This is a genomic window from cf. Phormidesmis sp. LEGE 11477, from assembly GCF_015207105.1.
Classification (GTDB): domain Bacteria; phylum Cyanobacteriota; class Cyanobacteriia; order Phormidesmidales; family Phormidesmidaceae; genus Phormidesmis.
In genome coordinates this window covers 1-24,351 of sequence record NZ_JADEXO010000062.1, presented here as the reverse complement: position 1 = coordinate 24,351, position 24,351 = coordinate 1, and the positions used below count along the sequence as shown (strand labels likewise).

The 24,351-nt window shown below is 50.4% G+C and carries 18 protein-coding genes; 5 read left to right on the top strand and 13 right to left on the bottom strand.

The features are described from left to right. Positions 1-8 precede the first annotated feature (8 nt). The gene (locus IQ256_RS17095) at positions 9-1,547 is read right to left on the bottom strand and encodes a reverse transcriptase domain-containing protein (RefSeq protein ID WP_193856759.1); all 1,539 of its coding nucleotides are present in this window, start codon (positions 1,545-1,547) and stop codon (positions 9-11) included. A 651-nt stretch (positions 1,548-2,198) separates the two neighbouring features. On the opposite strand from IQ256_RS17095, the gene IQ256_RS17090 reads away from it, so the two are divergent. Then, the gene (locus IQ256_RS17090; RefSeq protein WP_193856758.1) at positions 2,199-3,428 is read left to right on the top strand and encodes an RNA-guided endonuclease TnpB family protein; all 1,230 of its coding nucleotides are present in this window, start codon (positions 2,199-2,201) and stop codon (positions 3,426-3,428) included. Positions 3,429-3,471: 43 nt separating this feature from the next. On the opposite strand, the gene dnaK is transcribed toward IQ256_RS17090, so the two are convergent. Both dnaK and grpE read right to left on the bottom strand, forming a co-directional pair. Beyond that, the gene (gene dnaK / locus IQ256_RS17085) at positions 3,472-5,640 is read right to left on the bottom strand and encodes a molecular chaperone DnaK (RefSeq protein WP_193856757.1); all 2,169 of its coding nucleotides are present in this window, start codon (positions 5,638-5,640) and stop codon (positions 3,472-3,474) included. A 90-nt stretch (positions 5,641-5,730) separates the two neighbouring features. Next, positions 5,731-6,447, bottom strand: coding sequence for a nucleotide exchange factor GrpE (grpE, locus tag IQ256_RS17080; protein ID WP_193856756.1), 717 nt, complete (start codon positions 6,445-6,447; stop codon positions 5,731-5,733). Between the two features lie 351 nt (positions 6,448-6,798). On the opposite strand from grpE, the gene IQ256_RS17075 reads away from it, so the two are divergent. The 3 genes from IQ256_RS17075 to IQ256_RS17065 are packed head-to-tail and all read left to right on the top strand — an operon-like array spanning position 6,799 to position 11,285. Further along, on the top strand, positions 6,799-8,835 hold the full coding sequence (locus tag IQ256_RS17075) for a GspE/PulE family protein (protein WP_193856755.1): 2,037 nt from the start codon (positions 6,799-6,801) through the stop codon (positions 8,833-8,835). A 60-nt stretch (positions 8,836-8,895) separates the two neighbouring features. Continuing rightward, complete coding sequence (locus IQ256_RS17070) at positions 8,896-10,011, top strand: type IV pilus twitching motility protein PilT (RefSeq protein WP_193856754.1); 1,116 nt, start codon at positions 8,896-8,898, stop codon at positions 10,009-10,011. Positions 10,012-10,064: 53 nt separating this feature from the next. Continuing rightward, a complete protein-coding gene (locus IQ256_RS17065) occupies positions 10,065-11,285 on the top strand; it encodes a type II secretion system F family protein (protein WP_193856753.1) in 1,221 nt (406 codons plus the stop codon). Positions 11,286-11,355: 70 nt separating this feature from the next. Here the strand turns inward: IQ256_RS17065 and IQ256_RS17060 are convergent, their stop codons facing one another. From IQ256_RS17060 to IQ256_RS17035, 6 genes are all read right to left on the bottom strand, one after another. Beyond that, positions 11,356-13,101: an ABC transporter ATP-binding protein gene (locus IQ256_RS17060; protein WP_193856752.1), complete on the bottom strand. Its 1,746-nt coding sequence runs from the start codon at positions 13,099-13,101 to the stop codon at positions 11,356-11,358. Positions 13,102-13,223: 122 nt separating this feature from the next. Further along, on the bottom strand, positions 13,224-14,345 hold the full coding sequence (locus IQ256_RS17055; protein WP_193856751.1) for a YdcF family protein: 1,122 nt from the start codon (positions 14,343-14,345) through the stop codon (positions 13,224-13,226). Between the two features lie 201 nt (positions 14,346-14,546). Next, the gene (locus tag IQ256_RS17050; protein ID WP_193856750.1) at positions 14,547-15,554 is read right to left on the bottom strand and encodes a DUF1517 domain-containing protein; all 1,008 of its coding nucleotides are present in this window, start codon (positions 15,552-15,554) and stop codon (positions 14,547-14,549) included. Positions 15,555-15,678: 124 nt separating this feature from the next. Continuing rightward, a complete protein-coding gene (thiS, locus tag IQ256_RS17045; protein WP_193856749.1) occupies positions 15,679-15,912 on the bottom strand; it encodes a sulfur carrier protein ThiS in 234 nt (77 codons plus the stop codon). A 35-nt stretch (positions 15,913-15,947) separates the two neighbouring features. Further along, positions 15,948-16,991 carry a thiamine phosphate synthase gene (locus tag IQ256_RS17040; RefSeq protein ID WP_193856748.1) on the bottom strand — a complete coding sequence of 348 codons (1,044 nt, stop codon included), beginning with the start codon at positions 16,989-16,991 and terminating at the stop codon, positions 15,948-15,950. Positions 16,992-17,001: 10 nt separating this feature from the next. Then, positions 17,002-17,388: a hypothetical protein gene (locus IQ256_RS17035; RefSeq protein WP_193856747.1), complete on the bottom strand. Its 387-nt coding sequence runs from the start codon at positions 17,386-17,388 to the stop codon at positions 17,002-17,004. A gap of 191 nt (positions 17,389-17,579) precedes the next feature. Between IQ256_RS17035 and IQ256_RS17030 the strand changes: the two genes are divergently transcribed. Beyond that, positions 17,580-19,130 (top strand): DUF1565 domain-containing protein, encoded by a 1,551-nt coding sequence (locus IQ256_RS17030; RefSeq protein ID WP_193856746.1) that lies wholly within the window; start codon positions 17,580-17,582, stop codon positions 19,128-19,130. A gap of 54 nt (positions 19,131-19,184) precedes the next feature. Here the strand turns inward: IQ256_RS17030 and IQ256_RS17025 are convergent, their stop codons facing one another. The 4 genes from IQ256_RS17025 to IQ256_RS17010 form a co-directional block, all read right to left on the bottom strand. Further along, positions 19,185-20,915, bottom strand: coding sequence for a serine/threonine-protein kinase (locus IQ256_RS17025; RefSeq protein ID WP_193856745.1), 1,731 nt, complete (start codon positions 20,913-20,915; stop codon positions 19,185-19,187). Between the two features lie 14 nt (positions 20,916-20,929). Continuing rightward, positions 20,930-21,283, bottom strand: a complete 354-nt coding sequence (locus IQ256_RS17020) for a rhodanese-like domain-containing protein (protein ID WP_193856744.1) — start codon at positions 21,281-21,283, stop codon at positions 20,930-20,932. Between the two features lie 91 nt (positions 21,284-21,374). Continuing rightward, positions 21,375-22,247 (bottom strand): Uma2 family endonuclease, encoded by an 873-nt coding sequence (locus IQ256_RS17015; protein WP_193856743.1) that lies wholly within the window; start codon positions 22,245-22,247, stop codon positions 21,375-21,377. Between the two features lie 56 nt (positions 22,248-22,303). Beyond that, positions 22,304-24,351, bottom strand: a 2,048-nt coding sequence (locus tag IQ256_RS17010; RefSeq protein WP_193856742.1) for a prolyl oligopeptidase family protein, incomplete at its 5' end; no start/stop codon positions are given.

Genomic DNA, 24,351 nt, shown 5'->3' with positions numbered 1-24,351 from the left:
GATATGACTCATCGGGCTTCGACGTTTGCGTTCATGTGGATATAGTCATGACAGCTTTCATGAACCATAGCGCAGTTGCTATAGCTATGATTGCTGTGATTAGCGTCTATGTGGTGCAAGTGAATCGGCTCATTGTCAATGAAGCTGAGTTTGCACCGCCAACATTTATGCCCCTGTTTCTTAAGCAAGTTGGCCCTCAATCCCTGGTAGTGCTTTGACTTGCGCTGGCTCCAGTAATTGATATCTCCATCAAAAGGTGTTTTAGTCCCTTTGACTTTGACGTGGCCATTTTGTTTGTATCCGACCGTCAAGAAGGCAGCCTCAACGGCCTTCTTCCGCTCGTGTCGAGTGAGGCTAGTCCCTGTTCTCAGTCGCCTAACGAAAGCTAACCTGAGCGCTGAAGCTGAGAAGTTTGACCCGCTCATGTAACAGTACTTGTGGTAGTTTCGCCAGCCGCTGACGAGCGGCGCTAGTCTCTCAACCTTTCTAGGAACAGAGATATTCGAGCTGATGATGATGTCTTTAACTTTCTTTCGGAAGGCCCGATAGTTACCTTTTGAAGGCGTTATCCGAAGCTTTCCTTTCGGCATTACCCTAAAGTGCCACCCAAGAAAGTCAAATCCATTGGTCGATGAGGTAATGCGCGTTTTAGCTTGGCTCACGTTGAGTTTGAGCGGCGCTAGGTGTCGCTCTAGCTGACTTAGCACCGATTCGGGTTCTATCCCCTTGGGCAGGACGAACACCATGTCGTCTGCGTAACGAATATAGGAGTCGATGGTTCTGCCGTTGCTGGCTTTATATCGTCCCACTGTTTCGACACCTTCGAGTGCAATGTTGGCTAGCAAGGGACTAATCACGCCCCCTTGAGGTGTTCCTTGGTCGGGGTAACCGAGGCTAGTCCCCGCCTTTAGGCACCTGAGCAACCCCACCTTTACTGCCTGCGGGCAGATAGCCGCGCTCAAGATGTGGCCGTGGTCTATCCGGTCGAAGCACTTTTCAATATCTACTTCCAAAACGGTTTTTTGTTTGCCGTGATGGCATAGCTTTTGAAACAGATGCTTCTGGGCGTCCCGACAGCCTCTACCGGGCCTAAATCCATATGAGTGTGGATGGAAGGTTGCTTCATGGGCCGGTTCCATTGCGTATTTCACCAGGCATTGCCAAGCTCTATCCGCGATAGTCGGCACTTTTAGCACTCTGAGCGTCCCATCCTTTTTAGGAATAGGTATTTCTCTGAGTTTCTGATGCGCCCAGTCGAACGTATGTTCTTCTAGTTGCTTGGCTAGCTGGAACCTTTCGGTGCCTTCTAGCGCTGTTCTTCCATCGACTCCAGCGGTTTGTTTTCCCTGATTGAGTTGGGTGACCTGTCGGATAGCCATGAAGATGGCGCACTTGGAGCGAAGAATTAACTTTTGCAAGTTCTTCGCTCGCCTCTTATCATTTGCTTGAATCGCTTTCCACACGCGATGTTGCAGCCGGAACAACGTCTTCTGGAATTGCTTCCATGGGAGCGCCTGCCAAGATTCACTATGTTGCGTTTGCTTCATGTGTCTAACCTGTAGTCTGCGCGAGCGTCGTGTGTTCTATCATCCTCAAGCCAGTTACGGCTTGTCCTACCCGTCTTGTGAGAATTCCGTATCCCCCCTTACCTACACAGCAATCGACTTTGCTGTGACTCACAAGACGTTTCTTTTCGTTCCCCTTCAGGATTGGTATGACGCTTTAGGACGGTTCATTTCACCCACCGAGACTCAAGGGAGCTTGTGTCGAGCACAAAACCAAGCGAGTTCTGTTCGGTACAGGTTGAGGGTTACGGCAGTCCTCGTACCTCGTAGGCTTGGATGCTTTTATAGAACCTGTTTATCCTTGGCGTCTCCCCGTTAGCGCCAGTGTGCCTATCTGCCTTGGCTCTGATTGCGCCCTGTTACCAGCTTCACTCTGCAAGATTTGGGGCTTGCTCGGTGTGGTCAGATTGGGAGTTATCAACCCTCGTGACAGTGGGACTTTCACCCACATCCATCAGGAGTTAGAAGGGTTTAAGCATCTGCTTTGACCTTCCCTATGTTTATGACCTTTATGGCGGGTCTTTCGCATAGAACGAATCGCACGTACTCCGCCTATAGCCGTAGGCTTAGGGGGTGGTGTAAGCCAGGTGAACTTTGCGAGCAATCTACAACTGAGCATAGTATATTGTAGATATGCTAAACATGACGTGGGAATTCAAGTTAGAGCCAAGCGCTGAGCAGGTTTCAGAAATTGAGCGCACTTTGTCAGTGTGCCGCAAGGTCTGGAATTACGCGCTGTGCGAACGCAAAGACTGGCTGAATTCTCGCAAGTGCCCGGTCAACGCCTGCTCGCTCCGTTCTGAATATATTCTGAGTGCAGATTGTCCTTTTCCTGGCTACCACCGCCAAGCTAAAGCGCTAACGGCAGCGAAGAAAGAGATACATGAATTGCGTAGTGTTAATGCTCAGATGCTGCAACAGGTATTGAGAAAGCTGGATATTGCTTGGGAGAGATGGAGACTAAAGCGCTCAGGACTGCCCCGGTTTAAGAACCAAACTCGAATGCGTGGCTTTGCCTTTCCTCAGATGCTTAAAAACTGCATTTCTGAAATGGGCCTTAAGTTACCGCAACTGGGCTGGCTTAAAGTTCGCTGGTCGAGAGAGATTCCCGACCTGTTTACGGTTAAGCAGGCTCGAATTGTGCACAAAGCTTCCGGCTACTTCGTCATGCTTAGCTTAGAGGCCGATGTTGACCTCCCGGCAGTGCCGTATCACGGTCACAGCCTGGGCGTTGACGTAGGGCTTGAGTACTTTCTCTCAACTTCGGATGGATTACAGGTCAAGCGACCTCGGTTTTTGGATGCCTTGTCCCGCAAGCTGAAATTGCTGCAACGCAGGCTAAAGAAAAAGACAAAGGGGTCAAAAAATTGGCTGAAGCTTCAGAAGAAGATTGCGAGAGTTCACCAGCGCATTGCCGATACTCGGAAGGACTGGCACTTCAAGCTAGCTCACCGGCTGTGTGATCAAGCGAGTTCAATCTTCGTTGAAGATCTTGATTTTAGGATTATGGCTAAAGGCTTTCTGGGCAAGCATACGCTTGATGCAGGATTAGGCCAGTTCACTAATCAGATTCTTCCGTGGGTGTGTTTTAAGCGCGATGTGTATTACGGCCAGGTGAATGCTTATGGCACGTCTCAGGAGTGTCCTGATTGCGGCGCTGACGTAAAAAAAGATTTGAGCGTACGGGTTTCTCATTGTCGGGCTTGTGGCTCGATTAAACCGAGAGATACTGCCGCTGCTCAAGTGATTTGTACCCGTGGGCAGCGGGGAATGGAAAATGCCTGTGGAGCCGAGGTGGCGGGGGCGGCGGTAACGTCGTTTAGTCAACTGGCTTTGAAGCAGGAAATCTTTAGAGCGATCTAAAGAATCTCACTGCATACCGCGCAGCGGTTGCTGGGAGAGTATGTCAATCAATCGCTTCGTAATCAGCAGCAATCGTATTATCAATATCAAATTCTTCGCCAGCCGCGACATCAAAGGTGGTTGCGGCAGCACTCTCATTTGAGGACTGGTCTGGGGTCTGGTTTGAGGTCTGCGCCGGAGGTTGATCTAGAGACTGAGCAGCTTCTAGTTCGGACTGCTGTGACACGTCCTTACTGGCGTTAGCCTCTACGGCTACGTTTGCAGCAACTGGCTGGCTAGCTGGTTGAGCAGCAGATGCCTGAGCAGCCGGTTCTGCATCAGCGGCTGAGCTCCCATCATCAGTGGCCATGTTAGCTCCTGGCATTTCCTCGTTGAGGTCGCCACTGCTTGTACTATCTTTAGTCACCTGGCGATAGATTCCAGAACCGATGTCGAAGATGCTTTGCTGCAGCGCATCTAGCTTTTGTGAGATGTCAGCAGGCTGCGCGTTTTTGTCTGTTACAGCTGCTTTTAGCGCTTCTGCTTGGGCTTCTGCTTGGGCTCTAAGTTCTTCGGAAATAACGTCAGCGTTATCACGCAGCGTCGATTCGTAGCTGTAGAAGAGCGAATCTGCTCGGTTTTGCAGTTCGGCGACCACCCGGCGCTGTTCGTCCTCGCCTGCATAAACTTCGGCTTCCTCTTTCATCCGGGTAACTTCGGCAGGAGACAGACCCCCTCGATTGGTGATTTTGATACTTTGAGCGCGGTTGGTTCCTAGGTCTTTAGCAGCAACTTGTAGGATACCGTCAGCGTCGATCTCGAAAGAGACTTCGATTTGAGGAACGCCTCTAGGTGCGGCTGGAATACCCGTTAGCTCAAAGCGGCCTAGACTCTTGTTGTCCTTGGCCATCGCTCTTTCGCCTTGAAGCGCGTGGACCTCTACAGAAGTTTGACCGTCGGCAGCCGTCGAAAATACCCGAGTTTTGCTAGTGGGGATGGTTGTGTTGCGCTCGATGATTTTAGTAAAGACATCGCCTAGCGTTTCGATGCCTAGAGATAGCGGCGTAACATCCAACAAAAGTAGGTCTTTGACCTCGCCGCCGAGCACGCCAGCCTGGATAGAAGCGCCTAAGGCAACGGCTTCGTCTGGATTGACTGAGCGGTCGGGCGCTTGACCATTGAAGAATTCGGTAATCGCCGCCTGTACAGAAGGGATTCTAGTAGAGCCACCGACTAGTAGGATTCGATCGACGTCTTCAGCACTAATTTCGGCGTCTTTTAGCGCCTGTTTAACTGGCTCTAGCGTGTTTTGAATCAGCGGGGCCGCCAGCTCTTCAAATTGCGATCGCGTCAGTCCCATCTCCAGATGTTTTGGCCCTGTCTCATCTGCCGCGATGAATGGCAAATTAATCGAGGTCTTTGCCATTGTAGAAAGCTCGACTTTCGCTTTTTCTGCCGCTTCTCGAATCCGCTGAAGGGCCATGCGGTCATTGGTTAGATCCATGCTTTCCTGCTTAAGAAAGGCGGCTATCATCCAATCGACAATACAGTTGTCAAAGTCATCGCCCCCTAGCTGGTTGTTCCCAGAGGTTGCCTTAACTTCAAAAACGCCATCGCCTAGCTGCAAAATAGACACATCAAAGGTGCCACCGCCTAAGTCAAAGACTAAAACCGTCTGGTCCTGGTCTTGCTTGTCTAAGCCATAAGAAAGGGCAGCGGCAGTCGGTTCATTGATGATCCGAAGGACTTCTAGACCCGCGATCGCACCTGCATCCTTAGTAGCCTGTCTTTGGGCATCAGTAAAATAAGCTGGCACTGTGATTACAGCCTGGTCAACTGGTTCGCTCAGGTAGGCTTCAGCGTCACTTTTGAGCTTTTGTAGCGTCATCGCTGAGACTTCTTGTGGAGTGAAGCTCTTTGATCTGATCACCACATCGACGGTATCGTCTTTGCCCTTAGTGCATTTGTAAGGGACGCGCGATCGCTCCGAGTCAGTATCATTCCAGCGCCTGCCAATAAACCGCTTAATACTGTAGACCGTATTTTCCGCGTTCGTTACTGCCTGACGCTTTGCTAGTTGACCGACTAAGCGTTCTCCTCCCTTAGCAAATCCCACAATACTTGGCGTCGTCCGACCACCCTCAGTATTGGGTATAACCACGGGCTTACCGCCTTCAAGCACAGCCACGCAGCTATTAGTAGTTCCTAGGTCGATACCGATAACTTTTCCCATAATCTGCTCGGACGGGCCTCGTGAAGGTTGGTTGAGCCAAACCCGACTGAGCTAAACCCTTGTCTCGAAACAGTTGTCTCAAGAGAACAGTCACCCGGATTCAGCAGTGGAGTCTAGCGGCGTAGCTACTTTGACCATTGCATGACGCAGCACGCGCTCCCCTAGAACATACCCACGGACAAACTCCTCAATAACAGTTCCCTCGGGATAGTCGCTCGTAGGCTCGCGCATCACAGCCTCATGCAGATTCGGATCAAACTCCTTTCCTTCAGAGCGCATCGGCGACACACCCAGCTTCTTCAGCGCCTCCACTAGCTGCTTATAAACGCCCTGATAGCTTTTGTGAATAGCTAGCTCACCTTCACTCTGCGGCTTGATCTGAGACCTAGCCCGCTCAAAGTTATCGACGACCTCTAGTAAGCCATTGATTGTATTGCACTTCACCTGCTCTTCTAGGGTCTCGCGCTCCTTCAACGTGCGCTTACGGAAATTATCAAAATCAGCCGTCAGACGAGCAAACTGCCCGCTCCGTTCCTCTAGCTGAGACTGTAAAGATTCTGTCTGCTGCTGTAAAGCGACTCTTGCTTCTGCCTCAGCGCTAAAGGCATCCTCAAAAGAAATATCGTCGTCCACCGAATCATTGCCCACAGTAGGCTCACCTGCAGATTCACCCACAGGTTCACTTGCAGAGTCAAATGTCTGCTCGAAATCAATATCTGCCGAGGCATCTTCCACACGAAGTTCCTCAATATTCTCAGCGCTCTCTTCGGCACCTTGCTGGTTGTCGTTTTTATCTGCGTCTATCATCTCGTCACTTATTCCTAGGCTAAAAAAACTAGGCTAAAAAAAGTCTACCTGAGCCCTATTTATCCTGTCCATATTAAAAGAGTGGGTTCCACTTTTATAACCGGTTTTCCGTATCGGTTATCCCTATGTATCGGTTATCCCTACATGTAGTCATGTCTCAATAGACTTATTGCTCTCCTACGAGCTAGCGCAGTACTAAGGGACACTGAATCTTAGAAGAGCTCAAACCACCTATTCGCCAAGACTATGTATTGGCGCTGTGTATTAACACGGACAAGCTCGAATTCCTCAGCTGAGCTTTGCATGCGTATTTGTGGGCACACTCGGTGAGAGATTTTTTCGCATCGCCCAATGACAAATTCTTCATCCACGCGGAAAGCGCTTGTATTGCAGAAAAGCTTTTCGCCTTTCAGCAGCAAGCTCATACAGACAGGCTTTGTAGATGGCTCTCAGATGCAGCAAGCATTAGTCGAGAGTCGAAAGTCAGGCAGAGCACTTACTGACGTCCTAGAGTCGATAGCAGGTCAACAGCTATCGCCAGAGCTAGTGCGTCAATATAAAAAACAACAGCTCTTCGAGCTCAAAATCCTCTATGGTGTCGAGTCTCTCGATCCTGAAATTGAAGAAATCTCAGAAAGTCAGGTCACCGATCTGATCGATGGCCTCATTCCAGTCGATATCTGCCGCCGTCACCGTCTAGTGCCTCTTTCTCAGTCGGAAGAGAAAGGAAAGCAGTCTGTATTGATTGCTATGGTCGATCCGGAGAATTTAGAAGCGCAAGACGATCTAAACCGTATCCTCAGGCCAAAGAACATTAGCCTACAGCGCATGGTCATCACGATTGAAGACTACCAGCGTTTGATGGCTAAGTTTTTAGATGAGCTAGTCGCTAAGGAAAAAGAAGAGAAATTACTGGCCGGGAAACCTCAGAAAAAAATTATTACCCCAGCCGAAGTCAGTACGAATCTAGAAGACCTTGACCTCGACTCTGATAGCTTAGAAGACGATGTTGATGATGACGATGATTTGGGAGAAGCCCTGCTAGACGCAGGTGCTGCGCCTGTGATTGCGCTTGTTAACAAGATTCTAGTCAAAGCGCTCCAAGAAGAAGTCTCGGATATTCACGTTGAACCCCAAGAAGAGTACTTACGAATTCGCTTTCGCAAAGACGGCGTTCTTAGAGAAGCTTTCCCCCACCTGCCGAAGAAGATTGTTCCTGCTGCCACTGCCCGATTCAAAATTATTGCTGAGCTAGACATCGCGGAAAGGAGATTGCCACAAGATGGACGAATCAGGCGAGTCTTTCAGGGTCGCAAAGTAGACTTTCGAGTTAGCACGCTGCCTAGCCGCTACGGGGAGAAAGTCGTTCTACGAATTCTGGATAACTCTTCTACTCAGCTGGGACTAGGCGCGCTGATCACCGATGAGGAAACTCTAAATATTGTTCAAGATATGGCCAAACGGCCTTTTGGGTTAATTCTGGTCACCGGACCGACTGGTTCAGGTAAAACCACTAGTCTTTACTCAGTCCTTTCTGAGCGGAACGAACCTGGCGTCAATATCAGTACAGCAGAAGACCCAATCGAATATGCTTTGCCAGGCATCACCCAGGTGCAAGTCATCCGCGAAAAAGGAATGAACTTTGCTGCTATTCTCAGATCCTTTTTAAGGCAAGATCCTGACGTAATCCTGGTGGGTGAAACTCGTGACCCTGAGACCGCTAAAACCGCCATCGAGGCGGCACTGACAGGCCACCTAGTATTGACGACCTTGCATACAAACGATGCAGCAGGCGCTGTAGCCAGACTAGGAGAAATGGGCGTTGAATCCTTTCAGGTTGCTAACTCCTTGATCGGAGTTTTAGCACAGAGACTGGTCCGTAGAGTTTGCTCAGATTGTCGAGTTGCCTATCAGCCAACACCCGAAGAGCTAGCCCGCTATGGGTTGAGTGCTTCTAAAGATCACGAGATGACTTTGTACAAAGCCAACAGAATACCTACCGATGAAATCAGCGCTTTAAAGGAAGCTGGACAGCTATGCGGTAAGTGTGGAGGCAGCGGCTATAAAGGCCGAGTCGGGGTATATGAAGTGATGCGTGTAACTGAGCGGTTGCAGCAATATATTTCAGAAGGTGCGCCTTCTGAGCAGATCAAGGAAATCGCCGTAGAAGAAGGCATGCATACTTTATTGGCATACAGTTTGAACCTGGTGAAAGAAGGCCATACGACTTTAGAAGAAGTGGAGCGAGTCACTTTCACCGACAAAGGACTAGAGGCCGAGCTAAAGGCCAAGCGCAAAAGTGTGCTCTCTTGCAGTCACTGTACTGCGGAGCTTCATCACGAATGGCTAGATTGCCCCTATTGTCTAACGCCTCGCTACAAAGATTAGCGGCGACGGTTTCATCTCAAAGTCCAAGATTAAAAACACTCAAGAATAAGGATGCCAGCTATGGAACTGATGATTGAAGACTTGATGGAAGAAGTCGTTGAGCGAGGAGGCTCTGACTTACATCTATCTACAGGATTGCCACCTTACATCCGGATTAGCGGACATCTGACAGCAACAGACCATCCGCCTATGACAGCAGATCAGTGTCAGCGGCTGATATTCAGCATGCTGAACAATTCGCAAAGAAAGATCCTAGAGCAGACTTGGGAACTAGACTGTTCTTATGGCGTTCGTGGACTCGCTCGGTTTAGGGTAAACGTTTACAAGGATAGGGGTACTTACGCTGCATGTTTGAGGGCACTGAGTTCCAAGATTCCTAGCTTAGATGTGCTGGGTCTACCGCCGATTGTGACCGAGCTATCAGAAAAGCCTAGAGGGATGGTGCTGGTAACTGGACCCACAGGTTCGGGGAAAACCACGACGCTTGCTTCGATGATCAACAATATCAATACGACTAGAGCGGAGCACATCTTAACAGTAGAAGACCCAATTGAGTTTGTATATGAGCCGGTCAAAAGTTTGATCCATCAGCGGCAGGTCGGTGAAGATACGAAGAGCTTCTCGAATGCTCTAAAAGGCGCACTTCGAGAAGACCCAGATGTGATTTTGGTTGGTGAGATGCGAGATTTGGAGACTATTTCTCTGGCTATCTCAGCGGCAGAGACCGGTCACCTAGTATTTGGCACTCTGCACACTAGCTCTGCGGCGCAAACGGTAGATAGGATTGTGGATGTTTTTCCGCCCGCACAGCATCAACAAATTAGAGTGCAGCTTTCTAACTCTTTGGTCGCTGTTTTAAGTCAGTGTCTGGTGTCAAAAGCGAATCCAAAGCCGGGAGAATTTGGTCGAGTGATGGCACAAGAGATTATGGTGGTAACGCCAGGTATCTCTAATATGATTCGAGAAGGTAAGACGGCCCAGATTTACGGTGCGATTCAAACAGGAGGTCGCCTAGCGATGCAAACATTAGAGATGGCGCTAGCTGATCTGTATAAGAACAAAGTGATTAGCTTTGATGCAGCCATGTCGAAGACCTCGCGTCCTGAAGAGATGCAGCGACTGATCGGCGGCCCACCGAGTGCAGCAAAAACACCTGCTAAGTCAGGGAGACGTTAACTGATTGGCTATTTTTTGTTCATTTGCTCTGTTGTGTTTAATAAGAGAAAACCATGCCTACCTACGTAGCAACTGGCCGAGATACGGCAGGAAAAGCAACTCGTCGGAAGATAGAAGCCGACTCACCGGCTGAAGCACGCACTCTGATCAAAAGTCAGGGAATGCATATCCAAGACATAAAAGAAGAAAGAGGTCTTAGCTTCAATCTGGCTGACATCCAAACTTCGATGACCAAGGTGACGGTGAAAGATAAAGCCGTCTTTTCTCGTCAGTTTGCAGCGCTGGTTTCTTCTGGTGTCGCGCTAGTACGTGGCATCGGTATTCTGTCGGATCAGTGTCCTAATCCTAAAATGAAAGTCGCGCTCACTCAGATCAACTCGGATGTGCAGCAGGGAACTAGCCTATCCGACTCTATGCGGAAGCATCCTGATAGCTTTGACAATCTGTATGTGAGCATGGTTCAAGCTGGAGAAGTCGGTGGTGTGCTAGATGAGGTGCTAAACCGCTTGGCGAAGCTGCTGGAAGATTTGAATCGATTGCAAAATCAGATCAAGTCGGCGATGGCGTATCCGGTGACGGTGGGCTTCTTGGCGGTAACCATTTTTGTGGGTCTAACGGTCTTTCTGTTGCCGATCTTTGCAGAAATCTTTACTGACTTAGGGGCAGAGCTGCCGCTGTTTACGAAGGTCTTGATGGCCATTAGTAAGATCTTGCGGACTTGGTATTTGGTAGTCGGTATAGTCGGAATTATCTCGGTGCTGGTATTTGCTTACAAGCAGTATTACAAAACGCCGGTTGGCAAAGTTACGATGGATGGCTTTTTCTTGAAAATGCCTCTATTTGGCGACCTGTCCCAGAAATCGGCGACCGCGAGATTTTGCCGAACGTTTGGTTCTCTATCAAGATCAGGGGTGCCGATCTTGACCGCCCTAGAGATTGTTCGAGATACGTCGGGTAATCAGGTAATTGCTAATGCGATCAACGCCGCTCAGGTTGAAATTCAGGGTGGGGGAATGATCAGCCCGGCCTTAGAAGAGCACGGTGTGTTTCCGGTAATGGCAATTCAGATGATTGCGATTGGTGAGGAGACAGGTGAGCTAGATCAGATGTTGATGAAGGTGGCTGATTTCTATGAGGATGAGGTGGAACAGGCGGTAAAGGCGCTGACTAGCGTGATGGAGCCGATTATGATTGTGGTTCTAGGCGGCATGGTCGGTTCGATTCTGGTGGCCATGTATTTACCGATGTTTAAGGTGATGGATCACCTCGGCTAGGATGAGGCGGCCTAAGCGATTGCTTCTTTAAGCGCAAAGTTGCCAAAGCTACAAGTGGCAGGAAATGAAGCTACTGTAGGACTTCTTTCAGCTTATGCTGGTTCCACAGCTCCTGGTAGAGCCCAGGTTGGCTGACGAGCGTATCGTGGGTGCCGGACTGAACGATTTGGCCTTGATCCATGACCAGGATGCGATCGCACGCTGCTGCTGCTGACATCTGATGCGATACAAAGATTACCGTCTTCTTGCGAGTGTCATTAGACAAGTTGGCTAAAATCTGAGTCGCTGTCTGATTATCGACGCTGGAAAGTGCGTCGTCTAGGACTAAAATTGGCGCATCGACTAGCAGCGCTCTGGCCAGAGCTGAGCGCTGCCGTTGACCGCCGGATAGCGTAATACCGCGCTCACCCACAATCGTTTTATACTGCTGGGGAAAGTTAAGAATTTCGCTGTGGAGCTGGGCTTCTTTGGCAGCGGATTCAACTTCGGGTGCGTCAACGACTGGATCGCCGTAGCGAACGTTGTTTTGGATGGTGGTGCTAAATAGAAAGCTGTCTTGGGGGACGAAGGCGATCGCACCTCGTAAATCGTTCAGCGCAATCTGCGTCACGTCATGGCCGTCTAAGAAGAGCTGCTGAGGCTCAATTTCTAGCAGTCGAGGCAACGCCATCGCGAGTGTAGACTTCCCAGAACCGATCGGACCCACGATAGCAACGGTCTGGCCTGGTTCAATCTGGAAATTGATATTATTCAGGGCGGGGACTTTTGATCCTGGGTAGGTGAATGTCAGCCCCTGGGCGCGAAGGTGTCCAACCGGCTGTGGTAGAGCAATCGTCGTTGAAGCATCGCGAATTCGGGGATGCGTCTCAAAGATTGCCTCGATTCGATCTAGGCTAACCTCACCCCTTTGATAGGCTGTAATGGTAAAACCTAGTAGCGCTGTGGGAAAAACAAGCTGCTGAATATACAGGATGACCGCGACAAAATCTCCAGGGGAAAGCCGACCGGAGACGATTGCTTGAGAGCCGATCGCCAGTGCAATTACTAAACTAAGACTTGCAAAGCCACCTAGTAGTGGAAATAGCGTGTTGCGCGTTTTTGCTAGCGATAGATTCGCGGTTAAAAGATCTCGGTTTCGCCGAGCAAACGCGCGACGTTCATTCTCTTCTTGGGCGTATATTTTGACTAGAGAAATCCCTCCCATGTCCTCTTGAATCAAATCGCTGAGGTTAGAGATTTCTTCTTGGACATCTAGCTGCTGCCGGCGCAGACGATTGCCAAATACGGCTACCACCCCAAACATAACTGGATAGACGGCCAGTGAGAAAAGAGCTACGCTGCCGTCTAGACTCACCATCGTCGGCACAATCATGACGTAGGCAAACAGCGTGTTGGCCATACTGAGGACCGCAAACCCTAGCAGGCGACGGATATTATCGACATCGCTGGTCGCTCGGTTGATCAAATCGCCAATAGTGTTGCGCCCAAAATAAGCTGGCTCAAGCGTAAGCAGATGTTCAAAAATGCGCTGCTTTAGGTCAAACTCGACTTGTCGACCTGCGCCAAATAGAAAAATCCGCGAGGCCATGCGAATCACCCACATAACGCTAGCAAGCACTAGAACCAGAAGCACGTAGAGCGCTAGGCGATTAAAGGTAAAAGAGACTGACAGCTCATCGACGACATAACCGATAATAAGTGGAATCGTGACGCCCAGCGCATTGACAACTAGTAGCGATAGTAAACCTAGACTTACTGGCTTCCAGTGGGGTCTAAGATAGCCGACCAAGCGCATAAATTTAGAAGATTGGGCCATATAAAAGCGATCGCAGCGATCAGCCGTCGCGAAACAGTAAGAAAGAGAACTAATCGCTGATGAAAGCGTTCAGTCCTTCATTATGTTACACAGGTTACCGGCGGATGCCCTGCTACTTGATCTTACAGCTCGATACTAGAGTCCCAACCAAAATTGAAGTCAGGTAGCCAGCCTCTGAGAAAATAGTACAAAGAGGTGAGCAGTTCGTCCCAGTACTCAGTCGTAAGCCGGAGGGCATCAACGCTGGGGATCAGGCCAAGTAACGTGTCAGTTAGGTCATCGGTGAGACCATCAGCATCGAGAGGCAGCGTGCTGAAGCTAGTTGGTCTAGCGATAGTCTGTAGTCCTATGCGCTCAAAGGTTAGTGCCGCTCGCGACATCATCATCGCTGGTGCGACCAGAACTACCCGAGGAGCGTCTTCGTTGGCACCAGGCGCTAATCGCTCGTCTATATCGTCAATTAGCTGCTGATCTTCTAAAAAGTCGGCGACATCGTTAGCAGCACCCTTTATATCTAAACCACTGTTCTCGATTTGAATGTCTTGACTGGCTATGCCGTTCCTAGCCATGATGTCGCGGATGATATCTCTTTGAGTAGAATCTTCGTTGCCAGAGCCTGCTGTTACAACCACGAAAGGAGCCCCTCCCAGGCGTCTGGCTTCAGCATAAAGCTCTGCGGCGTAGTCAATTCGCGGGGCTAACGCCGTGTAAGTAGGTGCATCTGCGGTAGCGATGTCCGTCGATATGGTAATGGCTCGGTTGATATCATTCCTGTCGCCCAAGACCACAATCGCGGCGGCCTCTGCAAGGTTTCCGGTTCCTGGAATATCTTCGATACGACAGACCTCTCCGCACAGCTCTGCTTGTCTAACATAAGCCTCACGAATAGACTGTTCAGCTTGACTAACTAGCAGCCGAGAAAAGAGGGGGGTGCTAGAGAAAAGCAGGATGAAAAGGGCAATTGCAGCGGGCCGAGGTTTCATCTTGCCGCCGCCCTCGCTGAGTGACACACCTATAAAGATGAGCGATGCCCCTAACGGCGTTAGTGGAAACGACAATAGCCGCCAGATACTTTGAATCGTGCCATCATCAGGAATGGCAAAAGAAATGATCAGCAGGGCAATCAGCAGTACGCCGCCGAACCAGGCTAAATACTTTTGAGCAATGACTTTGGTAAAGACATACCAAATTAGGAGCCCAATCGAAGCGAATAGCAGTATTCGAGTAAGCAGTACCAGCAGCATCTCTGTTTCTCTTGAGCGGACTTGGCGTCAATGGCTTTGACTATAGTCCAATTACAACAGTCGGGTTTATTTAACCACTTTTGTTGAAAAGTTAAACATATCCAGTCGGTTTCAGCTACCAAAAAAGCAGATACCAAAGACGGTATCTGCTTTCTGTGTATCTTTTATGGGTTTAGCGAGTTGATAGTTGTGTAATTAAAACTACACTAGCTGCAGGTTAGGATATTCAGCGATGAGCTCATCTGTGCTGAGGGTTTCACCTGAAACCTGTGGTGTCCAAAGCACTTCTACAGCCATTAGCTGTTCGCTAGAGATAGCGCCAATTCTGTTGATAGCTTGACGGACATCGTCTGTAGATGTTGTGTTCTTGGGTAGATCGAGCTTGCCCTGACTAGCGACCAAAATAGTGGCGACGATGTATTCACCGGGTGCTTCAGTCATTGCTAGTTCGCCGCTGCTGTTAAGAGCGGCTTTTGCTTTTGCCTGCGAAATTTGAGCGTTGACGTTAGAGAGACTTTCTCCGGTGAACTTGCTGCGTTCGGCGATCGCAAGTTGATTGAAGGCCTGCTCGGCGGACTGCAAACGAGTCTGGTCTGAATCGATATCAGCATAGGCCCAGTATTCTGGGTGACGCAGTAAAGAAAGCGTGGTTTCTTGCAAGATCTTAGTAAGGCCAGCGGTAGAGCTAGTATCAGCCGTTTCGGCTAGCCGAGTCAGATCGGCTTGTAGCCCGCGAGCCTCTGCTAGTAGGCCCACTTGCAGACGAGCAACAGAAACGGTGGGATTGCTGCTGTAGCCATCTGCACCATTACCGCCAAAGCCGGCTTCACGGAAGCTACGAACAATAAAGTTGACGATTGCAATTGTGACGAAAATACCAAATAGGCCACCCATCCCGCCAAAGCCGACGAACGGCAAAATGAAAGGAAAGCCAAAGCCACCGCCGGGATAATAGCCGCCGCCATAGCCTCCTCGGTAGCCCCCACTGTAGCTAGAGGGCCCACGTGTACGACTAGGCGTGGAATAAGAGCGGCTAGGCGCGCGGAAACTGCCACCGCCAATGCGTCCACCTGCGCGAGCAGCAAAGGCACCGTCTGCTTGAGAGAAGACGAGAACGGCCACAAGCCCGATAACAAAAAAGGACTTGAAGAAGGTCTTGAGCGATCGCGCTAGAGAAACGCGGGCCCAGGATTTGAAGGTGTCAATCATGGATCTAAAGGTTTGAGCGGCTGTTGAAACGGCTGTTATTTTCTTTACTTTAACGCTTTTATATAGTCACAAGACGGACGCCATACCTGCCAAAAGGAAGGGATTGCCGTACCTAGATGCTGTCTTAGCCGCCGCCGACAATAGTGACGATCTCTAGCCGATCATCCGGCTGCAGAGTCGTCTCTGACCACAGCGATCGCACCAAAATTTCACCGTTGTACTCGACGGCAATTAGTCGCGGGTCTAGACTTATTTGCCCTAGAAAATCTGGCAATTTTGTGTTGGCTGGGCAATATTTTGTCTCTCCATTGACCTGGAGTGCGATGTTCTTGGCGGAGGGCGGCTGGGAGAAAGTCATCGAAGAAGTCTGGGTGAGAAGAAGCTGGCGAGAAGCTATTGCTGGGTTTGCTCAACTAGAGAACGGGCGATCGCGCTTGGATCGCTAGCCTCCATCAGCGCTCTAACAACGGCCACACGAGTCGCACCCGCTGCTAGCGTCGGGCCCAAATTATCTGCATTAAGACCACCAATCGTAAACCAGGGCATTGTGGCATGGGCAGCTGCATAGCGAACATAGTCGTTACCGGCAGCGGATTTTCCTGGCTTGGTTGGCGTTTCATGCACTGGGCCTACCCCGATATAGTCAGCGCCCTCATCTAGAGCTCGCTGTAGCTCTTGTGGATTAGTCGTCGAGCGCCCCACAATCTTTCTTGACCCCAGAATCTTTCGAGCAGCTGCCATCGGTAAATCCTGCTGACCCAAATGCACCCCATCTGCCTCTGCCGCAGCGGCAATATCTACGCGATCATTGACGATAAATAAAGCGCCATATTGATGACATAGCGCCCTTATCTGCTGAGCCGTTTTTAGACGAGTGTGATCGTCGGCGCTCTTTTCACGGTATTGAACAATAGCGATACCGCCCTTTAAAGCTGATTCCACTACGCCTAGCAAATCTGGCACCGGAGAGGTGACTAAATAGGTACGCGATCGTGCTAGCTGCTCCATCCGCCTAGTCCCCACATCCATAGCCGTCAAAAAATCTCCCATTAGCTGACTGTCTAAAGTGTAGAGCTGATAGCGCATCTGCTTACAAGCTGCTGCCATTTCCTGGCTGTAGAGCTTACCGTATTCTTCTAGTACTCGCAGCGCTTCTTGAGTGCGAGCAAGGTTGACCTGTAGCACATCGCCTAGACTATGCCGTACGGATTCTTGGGTATGCGTCAGCCCAGTTCCTAGGTCGCCAGGGGTATCGCGAGCAGCACGAATATCTGGAGTGTGCCACCGAGCGATAGTCTGACGCAAATGCTTTAGCTGAGCCGTGTAGTCTTCGTCGTTGAGCCCAAACCGACACCATTCCTCGATAATACGTAAGCCCTCTCGGGCGCGGTCAAGGTTGGCATCTAAGATACGCAATAGAGCGTTAGTCTCTGGCATAGGTTCTTTTTCAGAGGGCGTTGCTGGTTCCTTTTCTGCCGGTTCCTCTGTTACTAGGGTCTTCTATAGAACGGACAGAAGTTTGTAAAGCAGATAGGGAAGACTGCTTCATATAAGAGGAGTTTGATGAGTCTGCTATTGAGGGGTTTGCGACCAGAGACGAGGATGCTGGCGCACTCACTGTAGCACTAGCTGAAGCATTGCCAGTATTCAAGTCAGCGGTAGAGGCGGCAGCAGCCGCGAAGTCAGTAGGAGACACGTCGGGAACAGGCGAGCGAGCGTGAAGACAGTTGCGAGTGGCTTGACAAAAGTATCTTAGAACTTCATATTTCAGTTGCAGCCGTCGTGCCAGATTTTCTTGATTTGATATCGAGAAGATGGCTCGAAGTGATTCCATACTTTCAGTTTATATTCTCACGTCTAAATGCCAAGACAAGGTATTTCGGCGTTTAGTTGTCAGTCACGGTAGCAGCGGGGTTAGCTATGTTGTTAGGTAGGTATTTTTCGATGGGGCCTGCTAGCAGATCGCCATCGAACCAGCTAACGAGGTATCGGCCAATGTATCGGGCTAGGGCGATAGCCTTGACTATGAGCCTGCTGGCACTAGGCGCGAGCGCTGAAGAATCATTGGCTGAGTTTGCTCAGATTGTGCCGGCAGCAACGGCTTTTGCTACAACGAAGGTCGCTGCGACTAATGAACCGCTGGTGATAGGGCAGATTGCTCAGGCTCAAAGAGTGACGGCAAATCCAACCGCAGCTAGCTATCAGATGTTGCATGTCAACCCTGAAACGGGCAGCAACCGGGCAAGCGGAACAGCGGTGCAGCCATTGAAGACGATCACTCGGGCCTTAGAAGTGGCGCTGCCCAATACCGTTATTGTGCTAGCGCCGGGACGCTATACCGCCGCCTCTGGCGAGGTATTTCCCCTGCAGCTCAAGCCGGGCGTGACTATTCAGGGCGAACCAAGTTCGGGCGATCGCACTGCCATTATTGAAGGCGGTGGACAATTCACCAGTTCCCTGCGATCGCGCCAAAATACTGCCATTATTGCGGCTGATCGAGCGGGCATTGCTCAAGTAGCTATCTCTAATGCTGACGGCTACGGCGTGTGGATCGAATCCGCTAGCCCAACTATTTTAGAAAGTGCCTTTGTCAACAATCGGCAGAGTGGACTATATATCGCTAGCGGCTCGCCTAGAGTGCAAGGCAGCTATTTTTCGGGCAACCGCGTGGCCGGTGTGATCGTATTGGGTCGCTCAACTGCGCTGATTCACCAAAATACTTTTGATAATACTGGCGACGCCATTCGCGTATTGGATGGTGCTACGCCTGATATTGCAGCTAACCAGATCACTAACAATGAAGCGGGGCTAGTCGTCATTGGCGACGCGCAGCCAACGCTGCGTGATAATCGTCTCTCAGGCAATCGTCGAGATGATGTGGTTGAGGTTGCAGCGAGTATTCGCCAGCCAAGCCCGCCTGTCGCCAGCGCCCCTTTAGCTGATCAAGTTGTTGACCAACCGCCGATAGAGCAGCAGCGCACAGATTCTGTTGCGATCGCAGCAAGCCCAGATGAAGTCTTTGCCGAGCAAGCACCTGGGATTTTGCCTGGAGCCCCAGGTTCTGCTCTAGCGGCGATCGCTTCAGGGCTTGACTCCGAGGTCAAATCAGGCCGCGATGCGGACGCACCGGGTTCTCTGCTGCTAAATCGTCGCCGTCGCCGCCGGGAGCGCAATGCTACTCAAGAATCCAGGCCAGGCGCATCTATTAGCAGACCAAGCCCTGCTGTTAGCGTACCGGCCAACAACAATAGGCTAGCGGTTCCCAGTCAATCTATTCCGATTGGTAGCGGAAGTTCTAGCATTATCTTTTCTCCGCCTAGCGGCGGTGGTAGTGCGCCGCCCGCACCGCCCTCAAGAGCCCAGGCTTTGGGTCTGTATTACCGGGTGTTTGTAGCAGCGAGCGATCCGTTCGTACAAGATGACATTCGCACTATTGTTCCTGATGCTTTTCGTACCAGGTTTGAAGGCCAGTCCATGATGCAAGTGGGTGCTTTCCCAACAGAAGAAGAAGCAGAGGCTAGACGCAGATTGCTGGAAGAAAACAACTATGATGCGCTAGTAGAATATATTCGATAGGAGTGTCACCAACAGGCGGATTGCAAAAAGGAACAGCATACAAAAAGAGAATGCTCAAAAGATAAGTCCTAAGTTCAGCGTGCTAGCATCGACAACTGATAGAGAAGGCGTAGTCGTGTGTTTGGCCAACAAGAGCTGGCGATTGTCTAGAGATGCGATCGCCAGCGAGTGGGGCAGTCCTTTCAATAGCGTAATTGGCTGCGCGTTGCGATCTAGCAGCACAGTTGCTTGATTGCCTGTGACTAAATATCCCCAATCTAAGGCATGGACTTGACGAGGCGCGAAAGACAGACGGATTGTTCTAACCTGGAAAGGCTTGAGATCGATCAGTAGCACCACCATCTGATTCGACAGGGAATCGCGACCTAGTGCCACTAGCTGATAGGGTGTCGCTGTTGACGTGACTTGGGTGATATTGTGGTCGAGTCGGAGCTCGCCGACAAACTGCCCGCGTCTGCTAAAGCACTCTAGATAAGTCCTGGCAGCGCCTTTTGTCGTACGAATCCGCAGGAAATATCGAGAGTCTATAGCAACAACTTGAATAATCTCGGATAGAAGCGTCGTCAGCAGTCGTCCTGTAAGCGTGATAGAACGACGCCACTGATGTCCAGAAAGCTGAGATAGTTTGCCGATCATCCCCTTTGTTTTGAGTCTGTCGGTCTTGTGCCCATCGGTGCCTTTGGGCAGTGCCACAAACCATTTCCCCGTCGGCGCAACAGAGATCCAACAAGGTTGTCTAAACCGAGCTACGGACATCAGCTTTCTTTTTGGTGTCAGCACATGAAGCGAATTAGCCGTCACAATTCCACAGCCCTGGGGAAGCGTAGTCAGAGCGTCTACGGGCACAGTAATGCCATACAGAGTAACGGATCTAGGCCGCTGAGAAAAATTAACTGTGGCAATCCCAGTCGAACTAGCAGGTAAACTAGCCGTCGGACTGGCAGCGGACGCCTGGGCTGGATTGAATTCTAGCTGTAGAAAGGTACTGAGCATTTCTTGAGCACTGGTAAACCGTTGCTCAGGCTGTTTGTGGAGTGCGGTTGATAGGAACTGTTGGACGGAAACTGAGAGTGTAGCCGGGAAGGAGAGAGATTCACTATGATGAGCCTGACGAAGCTGTTGAGGCGTTCCTGAAAAAGGGCGATCGCTAGTTAATAGCTCGTAGATCATCACCCCGACGGAGTATAGATCTGACGCGATAGAGGAATGGGCGTCGAACCTTTCTGGCGCGGCGTAGAAAGGAGAGCCCATATCTGTTGTAGATTGTTTAGTCTGTTCGAGAGAATGGGCACAGCCAAAATCGCTGATTTTAGCGGTTAGTGTCTTAGTGGTTAATGTCTTGGTAATTGGTCTGTTGGTCTCGGTTCTAACCCAGGTTAGGAGAATATTCTCAGGCTTTAGATCGCTATGGACAATACCGTTTCGATGAAGATAGCTAAGTCCTTGGAGGATGTCTTCGATAATGTGTTTGGAGATGGAGAAGGGGAGATGTCCGGCAGTGAGTTGAGGAGAGAATGCTGTTGTAAGATGCGATCGCAATGTTCCAGCTTCGCAATAGTCTAAAATCAAGTGCTGCCTAGAGGCGGCGTGACATTTCACCACGTTAGGGTGATCGAGTCGCTGCAGCATATCGGCTTCTGGCGATAGGTTCTCTCTGGTATGACGAATTTGTTTGATCGCCACCCATCGCCCCGTACGTCGATGAATGGCCCAATAAACCTGGGCGAACTGGCCTTGCCCTACGAGGCCGAGCAGTCGATAATCAGAGAGATTCGGTGAGTACAAATCCGTTTTGTTTTCTAATAAAGAGGCACGCTCTGGTCGATGCGACGGCTGTAGGCATCTATACCGCCTGAGAGGTTTTTGACATTTGTAAACCCCTGAGCGATCAGCCACTGACACATTTGAGCTGAGCGCATGCCTAGATGGCACATCACGATCGTTTCGGCCTCGTGATCGAACTGGCTGTGAATCGTCTCAGACCAGACTGGGAACTGACTCAAAGGTAGATTTATAAAATCTGGAATGCTCGCTATCTCCAACTCCTGAGGCTCTCGCACATCAATGAGCTGAACTGTTTTGGGCTCAGTCGCCAGGTGCTGCGCTAGAGCTTCTACGTTGGTTTCAGGCAGAGCGGAGTTAGCGTTAGTCATCGATTGTCGAGCGGGTTTTGATGGGTTGATTATGACATCTGGGCACCCAATCACGCATGAAGACTTCACATAGGCAAACCACGAACTAGCTCTATAGCATTGTTTGCACAGCCTCTGTAGAGAGTCCCAAGGTGTTTGCAACTTCTTCGACAGATAGATTAAGAGCGATTAGCTTCTTGACTGCTTTTTGACTTATCTGATTAGCTTCGTTCGCTTTTTCTTGCGCTTGTTCTGCTCGCTGGCGTTCGGCTTCTGCTCGCTGGCGTTCGGCTTCTACTTTCTCCTCGTTCCATAGCAAAAGCTGCTGGTCAGCGTCCCACCAGCGCAGCCATAGTCCAGCGCGATCATAGTGCTGACCTTCCCAAGTTCCCAAAAACAGGTTGGCCTCGGGCAACCAGTAGCGATTTTGCTCCTGCGACGGCTGCACCTCGTAGCGATCGCTTTCTGAAAACCGATAGTGATGAATCACTCCGCTTCTAGGGTTGAAGACAATATAGTTAGGAACCTGAAGAATTCGCTCGTAATAGAACATCTTGCCCGGTGGATAGCCAGGGTCAATGGAATATTCTCCCCCTGGCGTGTCAGAGATGAACTCCATGACTACCAGAGGCAGATCGCCCTCCAATACGGGGGTGTAGCTGCGCTCTACTTCTGCCTTTGGGACGGATACATGGGGAATCCAGGCCCAGTCTGGTGCTTTGACAACCGTCTTGCCTTGGTATTTGGCACAAATGCCGTAGTTGGTGGTGGTGATTGTGGTTTCAGATAGATAGCCACCAGTGCTGAGGCTATCTGTGAGAGCGGCGGCGATCGCAGGCTGGTTAACATTATCCACAGGGTCACCTGGCAATACAAAATCTTCAGGTAGCTTTTCCCAGACGACCTCTGGATTTGGCGCGAGTAAGGGCGCTGATTGAGCAGTCTTTTTAGCGGGTGCTGACTTTTTAGTCGGGGTTGCAACCATTGGTAAAACCCATATGGAAGTACATTTGTTTTGCTAATTGTAGAACGAATGCTCGCTCATGCGAGGTCGGCTGATGCGAGATCGACGCCTAGCTCGTGTGCTAAGAACGCCCATTTATCGGTGGCTTCCTCAATCTGTTTGGTGGTGGGTTTACCCGCGCCGTGGCCAGCTTTGGTTTCGATGCGGATGAGGACAGGTTTGTTTCCAGTATGGGCGGCTTGAAGGGCGGCGGCGAATTTGAAACTGTGGGCAGGGACAACGCGATCATCGTGATCGGCGGTGGTGATCATGGTCGATGGATAGGCCGTATCAGGCTTGAGGTTGTGCAGGGGGGAGTAAGCGTAAAGCGCTTGGAATTCTGCTTCGTCTTGGGGTGAACCGTAGTCGGATTCCCAGGCCCAGCCAATGGTGAATTGGTTGAAGCGCAGCATGTCTAGGACGCCCACTGCGGGCAGGGCCGCACCGAAGAGATCAGGGCGCTGAGTGATACAAGCGCCGACTAAGAGACCGCCGTTGCTACCGCCTGCGATCGCCAGCTTCTCACTATTCGTATATTTCTGTTCTATTAGCCATTCACCTGCGCTAATAAAGTCATCAAAGACGTTTTGCTTGCTGGTCTTGATTCCCTGCTGATGCCAGGCTTCGCCATATTCGCCGCCACCGCGTAAATTAGCAACCGCATACACGCCGCCTAGCTCTAGCCAGACCACATTGCTAACTGAAAAGCTAGGCGATAAAGAAATGCTAAAGCCGCCGTAGCCATAGAGCAGCGTTGGATTCTCGCCGTTTAGGTCCAGCCCTTTTTTAGCCGTGATAAACATGGGGATTTCGGTGCCATCTTTGCTGGAATAAAAGACTTGACGAGTCTCGTAATCATCGGGATTGAAGGGAAGGGTCGGTTCGCGAAAAAGCGTACTTTTGCCGGTGGCAAAATCGTAGTGATAGATCCGGCTAGGAACGGTGTAGCTAGTAAAGCTGTAGAACGTTTCGGTATCAGTCCGTTTGCCATTGAAGCCACCCGCAGAACCAATGCCGGGAAGCGCCACCTCGCGAACCGGTTCACCGCTTAGATCAAAGATTTTGATCTGGGTATAGGCATCTTTGAGGTAGTCTGCGACAAACTGATTGTTGAGAACACCAACAGATTCTAAAGTCTCTTCAGATTCAGGAATTAGCGTTTTCCAGTTGGTTTTATCAGGCGTAGAAATATCGACGGCAATAACTTTACCCTTGGGTGCATCAAGGTCAGTACGGAACCAGAAAGTACTGCCTTCGTTGTCGATTAGACTGTACTGCGCCTCAAAGTCTGAGACCAGTTCAACTACTTCAGCGTTTGAATCGTGTAAATCTTTGTAGAAAACAAGATTCTTGGGATCGGTTCCTAACCAAACAGAAATGAGCAAGTACTGGCCGTCTTCGGTCACCTGGCCGCTAAATCCCCAATCTGGCTGGTCTGAACGTTCGTATACGAGAGAATCATCGGCTTGGGATGTTCCTAACTGGTGGTAGTAGAGCTTTTGAAAGCGATTGACATCCTCTAGCTTGGTTTCTTCTTTGGGCTCGTCATAGCGGCTGTAGAAAAAGCCTTTGTGATTGTGGGTCCAAGATGCGCCAGAAAACTTGACCCATTTGATCAAATCATCAGTATCCTTGCCCGTAGCGATGTCGCGCACGCGCCATTCCATCCAATCCGAACCTGCAGTAGAAAGTCCGTAGGCAAGGTATTGAGCGTTCTTGCTAATAGAGACACCAGAGAGGGCAACGGTGCCGTCTTCAGAGAGCGTGTTGGGATCTAGTAAGACAGTCGGCTCGGCATCGAGCGTAGGCAGGGTGTAGAGAACGGACTGATTTTGGAGGCCGTCGTTTTTGTAGTAGAAGTAGCGGACGGGATGACCAGCATTGTCACTATCGCCTTTTTTGAAGGGGATACCATAGCGTTCGTAGTTCCACAGCTCAGTCAGACGAGTGTTAAGGCGATCGCGTCCCGGCAGTTGGTTCAAGTAATCAAAAGTGACTTGGTTTTGCGCTTCGACCCACTGGGCGGTCTCTTCAGCATTAGGATCTTCTAGCCAGCGATACGGATCGGCAACGGTAACGCCGTGGT